General features: G+C 33.8%; 17 protein-coding genes. 9 read left to right on the forward strand and 8 right to left on the reverse strand.

Features of this window, described 5'->3' with window-relative positions; genetic code table 11:
* Positions 1-158: 158 nt before the first annotated feature.
* The 7 genes from M947_RS23560 to M947_RS22235 all read right to left on the reverse strand — a co-directional run bounded on the left by M947_RS23560 (position 159) and on the right by M947_RS22235 (position 3,953).
* Positions 159-317, reverse strand: coding sequence for a DUF3149 domain-containing protein (locus tag M947_RS23560; RefSeq protein ID WP_021288364.1), 159 nt, complete (start codon positions 315-317; stop codon positions 159-161).
* Complete coding sequence (locus M947_RS22210) at positions 317-790, reverse strand: tRNA (cytidine(34)-2'-O)-methyltransferase (RefSeq protein WP_031348153.1); 474 nt, start codon at positions 788-790, stop codon at positions 317-319. The genes M947_RS23560 and M947_RS22210 overlap by 1 nt, the downstream gene beginning before the upstream one ends.
* Positions 791-890: 100 nt before the next feature.
* A complete protein-coding gene (purU, locus tag M947_RS22215) occupies positions 891-1,727 on the reverse strand; it encodes a formyltetrahydrofolate deformylase (protein ID WP_021288366.1) in 837 nt (278 codons plus the stop codon).
* The gene (locus M947_RS22220) at positions 1,724-2,134 is read right to left on the reverse strand and encodes a CiaD-like domain-containing protein (RefSeq protein ID WP_021288367.1); all 411 of its coding nucleotides are present in this window, start codon (positions 2,132-2,134) and stop codon (positions 1,724-1,726) included. The genes purU and M947_RS22220 overlap by 4 nt, the downstream gene beginning before the upstream one ends.
* Complete coding sequence (locus M947_RS22225; RefSeq protein WP_021288368.1) at positions 2,125-2,373, reverse strand: tetratricopeptide repeat protein; 249 nt, start codon at positions 2,371-2,373, stop codon at positions 2,125-2,127. Before M947_RS22225 ends, M947_RS22220 begins: the two co-directional genes overlap by 10 nt.
* Before the next feature lie 9 nt (positions 2,374-2,382).
* Entirely contained in the window at positions 2,383-3,450 is a 1,068-nt protein-coding gene (gene leuB / locus M947_RS22230; RefSeq protein ID WP_021288369.1) for a 3-isopropylmalate dehydrogenase, read from the reverse strand.
* The gene (locus tag M947_RS22235; RefSeq protein WP_021288370.1) at positions 3,450-3,953 is read right to left on the reverse strand and encodes a 3-isopropylmalate dehydratase small subunit; all 504 of its coding nucleotides are present in this window, start codon (positions 3,951-3,953) and stop codon (positions 3,450-3,452) included. The genes leuB and M947_RS22235 overlap by 1 nt, the downstream gene beginning before the upstream one ends.
* Positions 3,954-4,134: 181 nt before the next feature.
* Between M947_RS22235 and M947_RS22240 the strand changes: the two genes are divergently transcribed.
* The 9 genes from M947_RS22240 to M947_RS22280 all read left to right on the forward strand — a co-directional run bounded on the left by M947_RS22240 (position 4,135) and on the right by M947_RS22280 (position 16,238).
* Complete coding sequence (locus M947_RS22240; protein WP_021288371.1) at positions 4,135-6,237, forward strand: type I secretion system permease/ATPase; 2,103 nt, start codon at positions 4,135-4,137, stop codon at positions 6,235-6,237.
* Positions 6,234-7,508, forward strand: coding sequence for an HlyD family type I secretion periplasmic adaptor subunit (locus tag M947_RS22245; RefSeq protein ID WP_021288372.1), 1,275 nt, complete (start codon positions 6,234-6,236; stop codon positions 7,506-7,508). The genes M947_RS22240 and M947_RS22245 overlap by 4 nt, the downstream gene beginning before the upstream one ends.
* A gap of 175 nt (positions 7,509-7,683) precedes the next feature.
* The gene (locus tag M947_RS22250) at positions 7,684-8,637 is read left to right on the forward strand and encodes a hypothetical protein (protein ID WP_021288373.1); all 954 of its coding nucleotides are present in this window, start codon (positions 7,684-7,686) and stop codon (positions 8,635-8,637) included.
* Between the two features lie 14 nt (positions 8,638-8,651).
* A complete protein-coding gene (locus M947_RS22255; protein ID WP_156022392.1) occupies positions 8,652-9,734 on the forward strand; it encodes a hypothetical protein in 1,083 nt (360 codons plus the stop codon).
* Positions 9,735-9,739: 5 nt separating this feature from the next.
* The gene (locus tag M947_RS22260; protein WP_021288375.1) at positions 9,740-10,393 is read left to right on the forward strand and encodes a hypothetical protein; all 654 of its coding nucleotides are present in this window, start codon (positions 9,740-9,742) and stop codon (positions 10,391-10,393) included.
* Positions 10,394-10,418: 25 nt separating this feature from the next.
* Positions 10,419-12,704, forward strand: a complete 2,286-nt coding sequence (locus tag M947_RS22265; RefSeq protein WP_021288376.1) for a TolC family protein — start codon at positions 10,419-10,421, stop codon at positions 12,702-12,704.
* The gene (locus tag M947_RS22270) at positions 12,704-14,794 is read left to right on the forward strand and encodes an EAL domain-containing protein (protein ID WP_021288377.1); all 2,091 of its coding nucleotides are present in this window, start codon (positions 12,704-12,706) and stop codon (positions 14,792-14,794) included. Before M947_RS22265 ends, M947_RS22270 begins: the two co-directional genes overlap by 1 nt.
* Positions 14,795-14,802: 8 nt before the next feature.
* Positions 14,803-15,354, forward strand: coding sequence for a hypothetical protein (locus M947_RS22275; protein ID WP_021288378.1), 552 nt, complete (start codon positions 14,803-14,805; stop codon positions 15,352-15,354).
* Positions 15,351-16,238, forward strand: a complete 888-nt coding sequence (locus tag M947_RS22280) for a tetratricopeptide repeat protein (protein ID WP_021288379.1) — start codon at positions 15,351-15,353, stop codon at positions 16,236-16,238. The genes M947_RS22275 and M947_RS22280 overlap by 4 nt, the downstream gene beginning before the upstream one ends.
* Positions 16,239-16,498: 260 nt before the next feature.
* Here M947_RS22280 and M947_RS22285 read toward each other — a convergent pair whose 3' ends face one another.
* Entirely contained in the window at positions 16,499-17,314 is an 816-nt protein-coding gene (locus tag M947_RS22285) for an HDOD domain-containing protein (protein WP_021288380.1), read from the reverse strand.
* Positions 17,315-17,332 lie beyond the last annotated feature (18 nt).

Consider the following 17,332-nt stretch of genomic DNA (forward strand, 5'->3'; position numbering starts at 1 on the left):
ATATTTTGCAATTTGTCATACTTTTATATAAAACTTGTAAAATTGTGTATTATTTTATAAATTATATAAAGGATTTGTTATGAAAATTGAAATTGCACAAGATTTATTTGAACGATTTGAAAGTTATGTTGGTTTTTTAGCGAGTAAGATTTTCTAAGTTAATTTTTAGTCTCTTTTATCTCACTTTTTTTGTTCTCTTCTTTTCTTTTAAATTCGGCTTCTCTTTGAGCAGATTTATTTTTATGATAGCCTCCAAAGATAAATATCATAAAAATAACAAAAAGAATAACCATAATAGTATCTATGATTGGGTGCATTATACTTCCTTAAAGCTAGTGTAGTTTTGTCTGATGGCATCGTATAAAACTATGCCTGTACTTATTGCTAGGTTTAAACTTCTTCCATCATTTGTCATGGGTATAGTTATGGTTTGACTTTTAAATCTGTTTAGGATTTTTTCATCTATTCCAGCGGTTTCACTTCCAAAAAAGATAAAATCACCCTCTTTAAACTCGGCCTCAAAGTATGGTCTATCTGTTTTTGTTGTAGCAAAGTGAGCATTGTTTGTTATCTTGTTATTAAGAAAAAATTCATCAATATTTTCCCAAACATGCAGATCAAGCTTACTCCAATAGTCAAGTCCAGCCCGTCTTACTGCTTTTTCATCTATTTCAAAAGCTATGGGTTTTATAATATGCAAAGATGCACCTGCATTTACGCAAAGTCGCCCTATTGCACCTGTATTGTTAGGGATTTGTGGATTTACCAAAACTAAATTAAATTTTACCATCCTTAGCACATCTCAAAAACTTGTTTTTGTAACTTTAGGGGGTTGTAGGGACTAGAGTCCCTGCCGCTGAAATGGGCTTTGCTCATTTTAGTGTATCTCATTAAAAGATGACAGTTTTGTTAGCATACACAAAGATTCTATCTTCAAGTGCTAATTTTAGAGCACGGGAGAGGACTACTTTTTCAACATCTCTTCCTGAACTTTGCATATCTCTCCAGTTATAAGCATGGTCCACATGGATAACTTCTTGAGCTATGATTGGGCCCTCATCAAGGTTATTATTTACAAAGTGTGCAGTTGCACCGATGATTTTAACACCTCTGTTGTAGGCTTGTTTGTAAGGATTTGCACCTATAAAAGCTGGTAAAAATGAGTGGTGAATATTGATGATTTTATCCTCATAAGCCTCAACAAATCTAGGAGTTAAGATGCGCATATATTTTGCTAAAACTATATAATCAACATCACTAAAACTATCGATGTACTTCATAATCTTTTGTTCATGTTCAAGCCTCTGGCAACCCTCATGTGAAACTGTGATATATGGAATTTTAAATCTACTTACTAAAGATTCAAGCTCATCGTAGTTTGAGATAACTGCTAATATATTTGCATCTAGCTCTCCCGCTTCATACCTTATAAGGATATCTCCTAATGCGTGAAGCTCTTTTGTTGCCATAATGATAATGTTTTTCTTTTTAGGGTCTATTAGTTTTATATTTGCATCACTTGGTAACGTTTTTATGAGATCAGCTTCTAAGCTTTTAAAATCTATCTCTCCATCAACTACACTTCTCATAAAAAATTTATTATTTTCTTTATCCACAAACTCACTGTTTGAGAGCATATTTAGGTTGTGGCTAAAAAAAACACTAGATATTTTATGAACTAGTCCCATCTCATCATTTGCATCTATCAAAACTCTATATTGACTCACCTTTGTTTTCCTTTTTTAATCTCTTCTTTTCTTAGGTCTATGTTTGCTAATACATACTCTAAAAAGTTCAGAGTCATATCTACTTTTGCATCAATGCCCGTGTTATTTGGTGCTTGAAATCCCTCAAAAAGAACTAACATTCGCTCTCTAAGAGAGTTTAAAAAAGACTCTTCACTCTCCATAGAAACAGAGTCATCACTGTTTTCTATTTCTTTAAAAGTTTTCTGAATCTCTTGCTCTGACTCTTTTTTCTCTTTTATTATTGGAGATGATGAGAGTGTTTGTTTCTTTAGCTCATCTTTACTTTGAACCTTTTTAACCTCTATGGAGCTATTGAGAACTTTTTTTGTAGTCTCATTATCTTCCATCTCTGCTAAAGTTGATAGTATTACATCTTTTAATTCCATGACTTTAGTAACCACCTTTCAAACTCTTTAAACTCAACATCAGCCTCCATCTTTACAAAAAAATCTCTCATTTGTGTATTTAGATCTGAAAACTTTTTTCTCTGGCCTTGAAGCCTTTTCATAGCGATTTTAGCCTCGCTATTTGTTGGATCTTTTTGCAAGATATTTTTATAAATCTCCAAAGCATCCTCTTTTAAGCCTTGGAGTTCATAGATATTGGCTAGTGTGAGAGTCTGCATCTAAAGTCTTTATCTAACTATATAGTTAGCGATGATAGAACCCATTTCGCTAGTAGAGCAGACTTCTTTAGCATCAAACTGAGCTAAGTCTTGAGTTCTATAACCCTCACTTAGTGCTTTTTTAATAGCATCATCTATCTTTTTTGCTGCTGCAATCTCATCAAGTCCATATCTTAACATCATAGACGCAGATGCAATAGTAGCTATCGGGTTTGCAATACCTTGACCTGCTATATCTGGTGCTGAGCCATGGATAGGCTCATAAACGCCTATCTTTGCTCCAACTGATGCCGATGGCAGGAGCCCGATAGAGCCTGAGAGCATACTTGCTTCATCACTCAGTATATCTCCAAATATATTTCCAGTTAACATTACATCAAACTGTCTTGGATCTCGTATGAGTTGCATTGCAGCGTTATCTACATACATATGACTAAGTTCTACTTCTGGGTACTCTTTTGCGACTTCTATGACTGTATCTCTCCAAAGTTGAGAAACATCTAAAACATTTGCTTTATCAACTGAGCAAACTCTTTTAGATCTCTGCATTGCAATTTTAAAAGCTTGATGGGCGATGCGTACAATCTCATCACGAGTATAAACCATAGTGTTCCAACCCTTGTCTGCTGTTCTACCCTTTGGCTCTCCAAAGTAGATTCCACCAATTAGTTCACGAACAACCATAAGGTCAACTCCCTTTACAACTGATGCTTTAAGGGATGAGGCATTTATAAGCTCATCATAAACAACAGCTGGACGTAGGTTTGCATAAACACCTAACTCTTTTCTAAACCTTAAGAGTCCGCTCTCTGGTCTCATTTCGCGAGGAAGCGTGTCCCATTTCTCTCCGCCGATAGCACCAAAAAGGACTGCGTCTGAATTAAGTGCGATATTTATAGTCTCTTTTGGTAGAGGATCTCCTGCAATATCATAAGCACAACCGCCCATCAGAGCCTCTTCATAGCTAAAACTAAAATCACTACAAGAAGCAACTGCGTCTAAGACTTTAACAGCTTCATCTACTATCTCAGGACCTATCCCATCACCTTTTATAAGTGCTATTTTATACTTTTTCATTACTTACCTTTTATTTCGTTTTGAGCATAATTCATCAGACCACCAGCGTCTATAAGCTCTTGCATAAACTCAGGTATAGGAGTAAAGTTATATGTTTTATTTGTAGTTTTATTAGTGATAGTTCCGTTGTTCATATCCACGCTTATGCTGTCTCCTTGTGAAATCTGGTCACTCTCTTTGAGTTCAAATATAGGAAGCCCCATATTAAAAGAGTTTCTATAAAAAATTCTTGCAAAAGTTGGAGCTATAACTGCTGCTACACCTGCTGCTTTTAGTGCTATTGGTGCGTGTTCACGTGAACTTCCACAACCAAAATTTTCACCTGCTACTATAACATCGCCTACGCTCATATTTTTTACAAAATCAGGATCTGCATCTTCCATAACATGCTTTGCTAACTCCTCTGGAACTGATGTACTAAGATAACGTGCAGCGATTATTAAATCGGTGTCAATATCTCCTCCAAAAGTCCAAACTTTTCCTTCAATATTTGCTTTTTGCATATCAAATCCTACTTATATTTTTAAAATATTTTCGTGATTGTATCCAAAGTGAGATTGGTATTAGTTTAAAAAAACTTTCATCAAAGATATTTATAGCAATCAATTGTGACTAAAATAATCAAAGTTTACTTTACTTTTAGATACAATAACTACTAACTAAAAGAACAGGACATAAACAACAGTGCTAACAGAAGATACTTTAAAAAAAGATCCATTGTTAAAATGCGTTAAGCATGTGCTAGATTTTTATTTTGGAGATGTTAGTTTTAAAAGCATAAGTGCTTTTTTTATAAAAAGTGATGTTTTTGATATACCTCATGCAAAAGAGGTTTTAAAAAGTTTTAAACTAAACGTGCTTCAAAGAGAAATTAAAGCCGATGCTATTCAAACTAGCTTTCTTCCTTGCATAATCTTTGATGCTAAAGACAACCCTTTAGTATATCTCAAAAAAACAAAAGACAGAGCTACTATACTCAACCCTACAGACAACAAAGAGCTTGAAATTAGCCTTGATGGGCTTAAGCTATACAAAAAAGCACTCCTTATATTTAGAGATACAGACCATATAAAGCAGATGGATTCAGATGAAAAGAAATCTTGGTTTTATGAGCCTCTTCGTGCTAACTGGAGAGTATATGTTGAGATAGCGATACTTACACTATTTATAAATATTTTTGCCCTTGCTATTCCTCTTTTTATTATGAATATATACAACAGAGTTGTGCCAAATCAGGCTTATGAGACGCTCTTTGTCTTAGCTAGTGGAACTCTACTCATTCTTATCTTTGACATCATACTTAAGTATGCAAGAAGCCACATTATAGAGAATGTTTCAAAAGATTTAGGACTCTTTTGGGAAGAAGAGTTGATGCGAAAGATGATGCTTATAGATACAGAGCATGACAAATATATGTCAGGAAGTAAAGCAAATCTTTTTAAAGAACTCCAGCTGGTTCGTGATTTTTTTACAAACAAGTCTATGGTTCAAATCATAGACTTTCCATTTTTTATAATAGCTATCTTAGTTATCTATCTTCTCTCGCCTATTATTGCCATTGTGCCTTTTATCTTCGCAGTCCTTATCATACTTTTTAATTTTTTAATGCAAAAACCCATCTCAAAACTGAGTAAAAATAGCTCTGAGAACCTTCAACTAAAATATAGCTTTATCTATGAGTCTATACAAGGAACGCAGAGTATCAAACTAAACAACGCAACTCCCACAAGATTGCATCTTTGGAGAAATATTGTAGCTTTCGCTGATGGCATTGGGATGAGGATACAGTCTCTTCATACACTCTCTATGAATGTCTCTCAGTTTTTGCTACAACTTGTAGTCATTATTGTCGTTATTTTAGGAGTTTTTGAGATATCAGAGAAGAACTTAAGTGTTGGAGCACTTATCGCCGTTACAATGCTTGCTAGTCGCGCAATGGTGCCTATAGTTAGTCTATCTGCCATTGTTATTAGAGTAAAAGAGATGAGTGAGTCTATAGATCGCATAGATGAGTTTATGTCAAAACCAACGGAAGACAAAGAGAGTGCTGAGTCTGGAGTTGGAAATCTCAAAGGAAGAGTTGAGTTTAAAAATGTCTCCTTTTCTTTTGATGAGAGCAAACATAAAGCCATTGACAATGTCTCTTTTATGATAGAAGCTGGCGAGAGAGTTGGCATCATAGGTCAAACTGGTGCTGGAAAAAGCACACTTCTAAATCTTTTGATGGGACTATATAAGCCAACATCTGGTTCTATCTATCTTGATAACCATGATATCTCTACTATTCATCCAGTAGAAATTCGTCAAAATATCGGCATCATGCCTCAAGAGCCATTTTTATTTAATGCTACTATAAAAGAGAATATAGAGCTTTTTCGCCCAATCAGTAAAGAGAGAATGTTAGAGATAGTAAACTTTGTTGGACTTGGTGATTTGATTAAAAAATCTGGCAAAGGTGATGCTTTTCAAGTCGGCGAAAGAGGCTCAAATCTTTCAGTTGGGCAGAGACATTTGGTCTCACTAGCCCGTGCAATAGCCTCACAACCAGCAATGCTAATCTTAGATGAACCTACTTCGGGGCTTGATATTGGACTAGAAAAAAGGCTTATAGATAAACTAAAAAGTGGCTTAGGGACAGACAAGACTCTTATAGTTATCACACATAGATTAGCAGCCTTGGAACTAGTAGATAGGATTTTAGTTATAAATGAGGGAAGAGTTGTAGCTGATGGACCAAGAGACAAAGTTTTAGAGACGCTTAGAAACCAGCCAAAAGGTACACAATGAGCTATAGATACCTAGAAGAGAGAAGTTGGAACTATCGTTTTTTTGTGCTTCCTATCATTGTTTTTATAACTGTTTTTTTAGTCTGGTCTTATTATGCTGAGATAGATGAGAGTGTTAAGGGAGTTGGGAAGGTTATCCCATCAGGGCAGACTAGGCTCCTGCAACACTTAGAAGGTGGGATAATCACTGATATTTTAGTTGCTGAGGGAGATGTTGTTAAAAAAGGTCAGGTTTTATTTAGAATTAAAAACCAGTACTTTATATCAGAACAGAAAGAAAACATCATACAACTCACAGCATATCAAGCCAAACTAAAGAGAATAACTGCCCTACTCCAAGATGAAAAAGAGTTGACTTTCGATAAAGATATTTATGAGAGCATCCCTCATATTATAGAGAATGAGATTGCTATATTTGAGTCTCAAAAGAGAAGAGATGACTCAGAATTATCGATTTTAAAAGAGCAACTTAACCAAAAAAAGGCTCAATTAAGAGAGCTTGAAGTAAGACTAGAAAATCTCTCTATGGAGTATAACTTAGCAGAGCAAAATATGAAAATCCAAGATGAACTTAGTAAAAAAGGTGCAATATCCAAAGAGAAGTATCTACAAAGTCTATCCGCAAAACAAAAACTCTACACTCAGCTACAAGAGACAAGATACACTATACCAGTTTTAAAAACAGAAATAAAGGAGTTTGTTAACAAGATAAACTCTAAAAAACTTGACATTAGGTCTAAGCTTCTTCAAGAAAACAGTGAAGTTCAAATTGAGATAAAAAAGCTACAGGAGCTTATGCAAACAGATATTGATAGAAACACAAGGATAGCAGTTACAAGCCCCACTAAAGGAATAGTAAATAAAATAAACTATAACACTATTGGTGGAATTGTAAAATCTGGTGAGACCATAGCTGAGATATCACCTCTAGAAGATGAGTTGATGATAGAGGCTAAGATAAACACAGCGGATAGAGCTTATATCTACCCTGGTCAAGATGTTTTTATAGAGATAACAGCCTATGAGTCCTCAAAATACGGTCTTGTAAAGGGTAAGCTCATAGGTATATCGCCTGATAGTTCAACTGATGAGAAAGGTGGAAACTTTTACACCATAAAAGTAAGAGCAAATAACTATAAGTTTGATGATGACTCTCCCATACTAATAGGAATGACAGCAAATGTAAATATACTCACAGGTAAAAGAACTATCCTCCACTACTTGCTAAAACCTATGAAAGATATAAAATACAGAGCTTTAACTGAGCACTAGATAGTGTTTTTTAGAGATATTTATCAATTATAAGAACATTTTAGATACAATAATGACTATTTTTAACATTTATGTTTAAAAGAAAATTAAGATATAGATTTTAGCAAGATGAATTAGCCCCAAGGAAACTATATGAAGAGTGTCAAATTAACAACTTCAAAAAAGGATTAGAGTAGTGTTTGGCTTTATAAAGATGCTTAACAATTTAATGACTAAATTGAAGCAAAACAAAAGATTGTGGTTTACAACCGTTTTTATTGTAGCTTGTGCTGGGATAAGCTTAGCTTTATTTATGTTAGTAAGTACAACAGACAACATCTCAAAAGAGGTTTATGCTAGTCAAACTCAAGAGTTTGTTCAAACATATAAAGATTTAGAAAAACTACAAGAGATAAAACTTCAAGAGATCTCAATGCTTGCCTCTTACGATACAACTCTTATCCAAGCCCTACAAGATAACAACATTGTGAGTATTACAAAGATAGAAGAAAGTATACAAGCAAAACTAACTCAAAAAAATCAAAACACTCTTAGTGTTAAGTTTTACTCCGCACAAAACACTACTGAGAAACTTCGTAGCTCCGTAGTCTCTGCCTTGCAGACTAAAAATAATATCTTTGGTATAGAAGTTCTCTTTGATGGTGTTTTTTATGTATATCTCTCGCCCATCATTAAAGATAATGTGGTCATTGGTATTGTTGAAGCAAAAGAGAGCATCTACTCTGTAAAGAACAGTTTTGATAGAAGAGCTAAAGAGTTTACCTTTTTACTAGATAAGAAAATGTTGCCCTTTTTATCACTAAAAAACAGAGATGGTGTCTATAGTGATATAGGAAAAAACCACATAGTAAATATTAAGATGCATGGCAACAAAATAGTTTCATATATTAGTGCCCTTGATGATAAAACTTTAGAAGACCTCACTAAGGAAAATTATATATCTGATAAAGAGTACTTTTTAAACTCAACAATCATAAGAGATATAAATGGCGTAGATATTGGGCTTGTCATCTTAGGTGAGAGTATTAGCCAAGATAGTAGCTTTATAAATATGGTCCAAAAAATGGCAAATCAAGTAGTTATGATAACTCTTGGGCTTATTGTCTCACTACTACTGTTTTTACTTTAAGGAGATATTAGCTGATGCGTAGATTACGGATACTTAAAGTTTATGGAATTTTATGGTTATTTATATTTTTTATAGTATATTCAAACCTCTCTGCCATTTATGGTTTTTTTATCACAACCTTAACGTTTAACATCGCTGTACTTACAGTTCTATCTATCGGAATAGTAATTATTTTAAAGGCCTCTATGGAACTTGTAATGCTAACAGGTACATTTGCAGTAGTTAGATATAAAAAAGGTGGCTCTTTAGAGTTTTACCTAAATGGAATAGATAAAATATTTCCAGAAAATGTTGCTAAGATGTTTGCACAAAGAGCATCACATCAAAATATATACTTTACACATAGCGAAGCAGCTGATGTAGTAGACTGGCTTGAAGAGAAGTTTATAAATCAAAAAAGCTTTATTACCTTTTTTGTTAGTATGTGTTTGATGATAGGACTTCTCGGAACTTTCTCGGGACTACTGATATCACTAAATGAGATGGGGACAATAGTTCTCTCTCTACAAGGTGATGTAAACCTCGGTGAAGTTATGAGAAGATTAGAGGGCCCTATTAGCGGTATGTCTATAGGTTTTGGCTCATCTTTGTTTGGAGTGGCTTCTGCTATCATACTTAGCGTAAAGGGCTACATATTAGAAAAAAATCAAGCTACCTTTATAGAAGATATACATGACTGGATAAGCTCTTTAATTATAGAGTCTCCTGTAAGCTCATCAGGTGTTGCAGTAAGTGGTGGTGGTTCTTCAATGTCTCAAATTATGGAGATTTTTACAGATAAGATAAGCAACTTTACAAGTAGCATGCAAGAGTCAAACAAAGCAAATGAGAACATATTAAAAATCTTATCTCAAAGCATAGATGGAGAGTCACAAGCCGCAAAAAATGAGATGCTCGCACTTGAGAATATCTCAGCTGGTATAAAAGACTTAAACATAAGTAGCTATCAGAGTTCATCATCTTTAGTTAGCTCCATAGAAGACCTCTCAGCTGCTACTGTTAACTCTGGAAGAAGCATAAAAGCAATGCTAGAACTTCAAGAAAAAAACAATGAAATGTTAAGTAAGCTACTTAGCAAACTAGATGCAAAGGCTTAAGTAGAATGGCAAAAAAAAGGGTAGAACCATTTAACCCGTGGCCAGGATTTGTGGATCTTTTTGCTTCGGTTATTATGGTTATTCTGATGTTTATGCTTGTTCTTATCATTAACATCTCTTACTATTCACAGTTTAAGTATAAGATATCTTATACTGGGACTGTCCCTATAAAAGAAGAGACCATTGTTAAGAGTGTAGATGTTGTCAAAACAGCTATAACAGAAGTTGAGCTAAAAAAAGAGAAAGAAAAAGAGAAAAAAATTATAAGCGCTGGTTTGGATTATAGTAACATTGAAAACAATAACACAAAACAAGACAATCTTATCTATGAAGACTGGATGGTTATAAAATATCTAAACAGTGAAGTTATTTTAGATCAAAAATCTATAAAAGAGATAGAAAAATTTTTACTTAGTGCTAAAGAGAAGTATTTTGGTCACTATGTCTCCATCTATATAAAAGAGCCGCAAAATCAAGTGAGTGCATCTGTAGCAAAACAGTTAGCACTATCTAGAATCTTAAATATAAGAAACTTGATTCGTAAACTAGACTATGCAAATGATGATGTAGTAATTAGATTAAAAGAGAAGATTCCACAAAACAATCTTGTCGAACATGAGTCTGGATATGCAGTTATCCTTATAAATAGAAAAAGATGATAATTTTTAATAAAGGATATCTTAAGTGCAAAAAATAGTAGTTTTAATATTTTTCATATTTTCTTTAAGCTCTTTTGCAAATGAAGTTATAGTTAAAAGTGAAGATATTACACAAAGCTATAAAAATATCAAAATAGACACAAATGAAGATAAGCAGATAACTTCTCTTGAAAAAAAAGACTTAAAAGAGATGCAAAAAGTTGATCTCATTGATGTTGTGCTTCAAACACTCTTAGCAAGTCATAAGGTAAAATCTAAAAGAGAAAAGATGATACAGGCTAAAGAAGATATTGATATCGCTTATGCAAACTACTATCCATCTGTTGATGCTTCATACTCTATAACTAAGACTCAACTCAAGCCAGGTGATAGAAAATCAGATGAATCTCTAAGTGGTTCTAAATATTATGGTGATGAGATTTACGCTTTAAGACTATCTCAAAACATCTATGCAGGCGGAGAAACATACAATGATATACAAAGACTCAAAACTCTCTATCAGCTCTCTAAAGTAGAGTTTAAAAAACTCTTAGAAGCAGAAGTTCAAAAAGCCATTACTTCTTATGTTGATGTTTTGTTCTCAAAAGAGTCTCTTGAAGCAAGTGATAAAAACATAAAAGAGCTTGAGAAAATATTTAATATAGTAAAAACAAAATATGATGCTGGAGCCTTATCGGTAGGTGAACTTAGCAGTATTGAAGCAAGTGTCTCAAATGCCAAATCTCAATACTCAAGAACAAACTCAACATACATAAATGCACTAGAATATTTTGAGTTTATTGTTGGCGAGGTATTTCATGAGGCATATCTACACGAGAAGATTATAAAGGTTGAGCTTAAAGATTTTGATAGTTTGCTAGAGAGTTCTTTAGTAAACAACTCTGATTTACAAGCACTAGAGTACCAAGTAATAAGCAACAAGTATAGTCTCAAAAAACTAAAATCTGCTTTTAGACCAAAAGTTGACTTTATGGCAGGTGTTGAAAAAATAACAGATAAGGAAGATTTTGAGCATAATGAAGATAAATATTATGCAAAATTTGTCTTAAATTATAACCTTTACAACGGTGGGAGAGATGAGAAACAATATCTTAAAGCCTTCTCTAAGATCAAAGAGAAGATATTTGATAAAAAGGCAGAGGTTAGAAGAATAAAATGGAGCTTAGAGAAGTTTCACACATCTCTTACATCTCTTCAAGACAATATGAGCAATGCTCAAAAAGAAGTAGATGCAACAACAAATATGGTTGAATCTTACTGGGAGAGTTTTAGAAATGGTGAGCAAGATTTATATGTTCTTCTTGAGGCTCAAAGACAGTTAAATACAGCTGAGTTAAATCTTATACGAAACCAGCAAGACAGTATGAAAGACTACTTTGAGATACTTCGTCTCTCAGGTGAACTACTTGATTATTTTCATATAGATATAGAAAATGAAAGCTTTCTTGATTTAGCAAAAACAACTTATAGAGCAGAGCATAAAGAGACTTTACTAAAAGAAGAAAAAGAGTATGTAATCTTAGATGACAGCTTAGAGATAGTAGACAAAAATACAAGCACTAAACCTGTTGAAGTAGTTATGTTAGAAGAAAAAGAACCAGACTCTGTAAGTAAAAAACCTATGCTTGATGGTATCTTGTCTTTTCATGAAAACTTTTTACTTGAAGACCCACAAAACTACACTATAGTTATATCTAAGTTTGACAACTCTATAGAAGCTCTTAAGGTGATAGATGAGCTAAGTATTGCAGATAGTGCTTTTATATATCAGTTTTATAATGATAAAAAGATTCAAACAAATATCGCTTATGGCATCTTTACAACCAAGCCAGATGCCGATATCGCGTTAGATAAAATAAAACTAAAAAATAACAAAAAAATAAAAGTAGAGCTTATTAAAAGAGTTCAAAAAAGCTTTAAAGAGTTTGCAAAACTTATGTTTGTAGATGCTAAAGAGTTAGAGAGGTACAAAGAGTTGCTAGCTAAAAAAGAGTTAGAGTTTCAAACTGATACTAGCTTTAGAGAGAAATTTCTAGCAGCCCCAGAAGACAGCTTTACTATCAATATAACCACACTCTCTTCTATGGATACCGCGGGAAAAATCATAGAAGATGCAGGCATTGCAGAGGAGAGCTTTGCATTTTATTTTGGTAAAGATAAAAAGTGGGTAAAACTTATGATGGGAGTCTATCCTACTTATGAAGACGCAAGCTTTGCACTAGAGTCACTTGGGAGTTTAAAAACAGAGTATATGCCAGTTATAGAGAAGATCTCTTCAAAACAGAGACTCTATAGGAAGTTTAACGAATAATGAAAACCTTGGTATATATCATAGCTTTTTTGATTGTTACTTTTGCAATATCTTCTAATTTGTACAAAGAGCACATAGAAGCTAGGGAGCTTGCAAGAGCATCATTAGATGAAGCTATGCTAAAGTCAAGGTTACTACAAATTACTAAAGACTCCATAGAGCAAAACAACCTTGAGCTATTTAAAAATGCTATATATATTTTACGACAAACTTCATCATCCTTAGTCGATGCAAAGCTAGAGCTAAAAGACTACACTTTTAGTGATAAAACACTTCTTGATAAAGTCTATCTTAAAGAGAGTGATTGGTTTGTTAGTGATGTTACAATAGACGTAAATATAGCAGAGATAGACATAATTGACACAGGACTTTACAAAATAACACTAGCTGATGATAAAAAGGAGTTACATAGTGTAAATATAAAATTTCAAGCCATAAAAGATAGTGTTATAAAAGATTTCTTAGTTCCTCTTGAGATAAAAACTGAGTTTTTGCAAAATGGTGATTCTTACTCAACGACAACGCTTCAAAAGATAGATAAAGATAAATTTTCTCTTTGGATCTCATATGAAAATAGTTTTGATAAAGAGTCCTTAGATGCAAAACTAGATGCTTTTATGTTAGCACTTGGCACACTCCTTTTCATCATAACTCTTTTTGCTTACTTGATTTATAGATTTGTTATATATAAGAGCTTAAAAGCTTCAATGGGCAACTTAAATGCCTATCTTACAAATGTGCTAAAAGGCAAGATGCTTAACTTTAAAGAGCAAAAGACTAACTTCAAAGAGCTTGATATTTTAAGCCAAAACACTATCGAGCTTAGCAAGAAGTTTATAAATACAACAAATGACTTAACTGTTAGTAGAGATATCATCTATCAAAAAGAGCGAAGTGATGAGTTAACAGGACTTCCAAACAAAAAATCCTTTGAAAATGATCTCAAATATATGTTTATCTCAAATAGAGAAGGTTATGTTATCTACTTAAAGATTGACAAGATTGGTATCTTTACCAAAAACCATGGACCTGAGATTGTAAACTCACTTATAGAAGATTTTGCAAAGACCGTGCAGCACTACTTTAATAGTTCAAGAGAGAGAGATGGTGCCATCTACAGGTTCTTTGGTGGAGAATTTTCTATACTTTTATATGAAAAAAACATACAAAATGTAGAGAGTTTTTTAGAAGAAATACTAACACTCATAGATAAACTAGTAGATAAATACTACTTCTTTGACCGCTCCATCTACTTTGGTGCAGTCCCTTTTGACCAATATGGAACAATAGAGTCAAACATACAAAGTGCTCAAGAAGCCTATGAGAGTGCACTTACGCAAAAGAGTAAGTTCTACCATATAGTTGACTTTAAACAACAAGCAGAATCTATGAAAAAATTAGAAGGAAGTATCAAAGATATCATCAAAAGAAATGACTTTGTACTACAATATCTTTATGATACAGTTGAGTTTGGAGAAGAACCAAAAACTCTTATCCAAGAGATATCACCTCTTATTATAGATAGTTTTACTTTTGAGAATATCCCAACAGGAAAGTTTATCTCAGTGGCTGAGAGACTTGGTGTTGTGACTGAGTTTGACAAAGCACTCATCATAAAAGCATTAGAGCAGATAGAATTAGGAGAGATTGAGCATCAAATAGGTATAGTTCTATCAGTCTCGACTATAACAAATAAACTCTTTATCTCCTGGCTAGAAGAGATGTCTAAAGAGAATAAGTTTATGCAAAAAATTATCTTTACCTCACCTAGTTACAGCGTAGCTAGTAATTTTGAAGAGTTTAGCAGGTTCTACAGCATATTAAAAGAGTTAAACATAGGGTCTATGATTAAAAAATACGACCCAACAGACTTAAATCTTGATAGCCTAAAAGATTTAAAACCAACATACTTAAAACTAGATAGAAGCTTTTGTCAAGACTTTAAAAAAGACAGTATAAAACACAGTGTAGTAAAACAGATCATAGAGTTCTCTCATGAGCATAACATCAAAGTTATAGGTGACTCACTAAAGAGCAGACAAGACTATCTTGCATTTGAGATGCTAGGTGTCTATGGAACTTCAAGCTAGGATATATTATGAAACTTTTTTCAATCTTTTTTATAAGCGCTTTTTTACTTACATCACAACTAATAGCTACAGAGACAATAGAGCAAGATAGCAATATCTCTATAAAAATATTTAACATAGATAATGAACAGGAATTATACAACTCCATAAAAAGAGTTTTTTACACAAGCCAGCATGAACATATCTTAGATACTAACTGGACATCACTTCATATGAGTAAAAGAGTTATAACTGGCTTTATAGATATAGATGTAGAGGTTCAAAACGTAGTACTTAGTAGTAAAACTCTTGATAAAAATGGAACTAAAGAGCTAAGTTTAGAGATTTACTCAACACAAAACGATGAAGTAACTAGCTTTAAGCCTGATAGCTTTTTACACAGCCTCTTTTGGAATAGGCTAGAGTTTATCTTAGGTCTAGAAGATGAGTGGATAAATTGTAATCTTAACCTAAAAACCATGCTATCGCACAATCATATGCTTTGTAACGCAGATAAAGATAAGGCAAGACCAAAAGATACAGAGCTAAAAGAAGAGACTAAAGAGCGAGAACCACAATGAAGCTTATCTTTGCATCTATGCTTTTTTTCTCTACACTTTGGGCAAATCCTTCGCTAGAGTTGTATAAAAAAGAAGCTAGAGAGAACAATGCTAGTGCTATGTTTAGTTTAGGCCTAGTTTACTTTAGTGGAGATGGAGTTAAACAAGACTATAAAACGGCTTTTCATTGGTACAAAAAAGCAGCAAAGGTTGGGGATTTAAAAGCACTAAATAACTTAGCATATATGTATGAACACGGATTATGGGTTGAAAAAGACAACTCTTTAGCACAAGAGTATTATGAGAGAGCTGCAAAGGCTGGACTTGTAGAAGCACAGCTAAATCTAGGACTTTTTTACGAGAACAACCCTACCCCTTCAAACATGCAAAAGGCTTACTACTGGTACAAAAAAGCAGCAGAGAGTGGAGATAGAGTTGCTCAAAATAACTTGGCAAAGCTATACTACTTTGGAAATGGAGTAAGAGAAAATCTGCAAAAAGCATTTTTCTGGTTTCAAGAAGCTGCCTGGGCTGATGATGCACTAGCGCAGTACAACCTAGCCATGATGTACTACAAATCTGAGTATGTCTCTTATGACGCTCAAAAGACACTCTTTTGGCTTGAGAGAAGTGCCAAAAATGGTAGTAATCATGCCCAGAGCAAACTCGGTGATTTGTATACTGAGGGAATTATAGTTGATAAAAATCTTAAAATTGCATTTGAATGGTATAAAAGAGCTGCAAATAATGGTTTTTTAAGAGCCATCTATCAAGTTGGTGTTTTTTACTTTTATGGTCATGGAGTAGAAGTTGACAAACTAAAAGCAAAAGAGTGGTTAAGCAAAGCTCATAACCAAGGTTATGAAGATGCTACTAGATTTATGGAGCGAAACTCTTTGTTGTAAGTTTTACAACTGAACCCTCTGGTTAGTATATAAATTAGATTCCGTGTCGGAGCACGGAATGACGGCGGGGCATCGTCCTGAAGTAAGCTCGTCATCCTGAAACAAAACCGTCATCCTGAAACAAAACCGTCATCCTGAAACAAAACCGTCATCTTGAAGGAAAAACCGTCATCTTGAAGGAAAAACCATCATCTTGAAGGAAAAACCGTCATCCTGAACTTGATTCAGGATCTAGTTCGCTAATTGTTCAGAACATTCAACTACTCTTCTAGCTTCGCTTTCATCCCATTGATGATTTTTTCTAACTCATCTGGCTTTAAGTCATTTGCTCTAGCATACTCTATCGCCTCTTTTATCGACTCCTCTTTAAAAGGATGAACGAGGCTACAAACTTTGTTTGCAATATGGATGATTTGAGATACTAGCAAACTTTTATTTTCAGGACTTGATGGTTCATCTACATACTTTATGTCATCTATAAGAGTTTGAGAGAGTCCCCACTTCTCAAACATAGCCGCAGTTACCATAGATGTAGATACGCCTATATACTTTTTCTCTATTTCTGCGATATTTGTACTCTCCTTTACCTCTGCATAAAATTCATCTACTTGATCTTTTTCTTTTATAACTCTAGAGATGACAAACTTACCAGTCTCAAGTAAAAAAGTAGGAAGTAGAAGTCTATCTCTAAGCTCTGGGTCTATCTCATTAGCAAGCTTAGATGCCATAATAATAGCCTGTCCTGCAGTTTCTAAAAACTTCTCTGAGTCAGCACCATATGGCTCTAGTGAAGTCTCTACGAGATTTTTTATAGCACTTCCAAGTGCTAAAGAGATAGTGAAATTAACTCCTAAAAGGCTAACTGCCATCTGTGAGGTCTCTATGCGTTTTTTAAAGCCAAACATAGCTGAGTTTGAAACTTTTAGAAGTGTCGATAAGATTAGTGGGTCTTTGCCTATGATCTCTGCCAACTCTTTTGGGGATTTATCTTCTTTATTTTTATACTCTTCTATATGTATCACTGTTTGTGGCAGAGGTGGAAGAGAGTCTATTTCAGCTAAAATATCGTTATTCATTTATTTTAATTCCTAGTT

The sequence above is a fragment of the Sulfurimonas hongkongensis genome (assembly GCF_000445475.1).
GTDB classification, from domain to species: Bacteria; Campylobacterota; Campylobacteria; order Campylobacterales; family Sulfurimonadaceae; genus Sulfurimonas; species Sulfurimonas hongkongensis.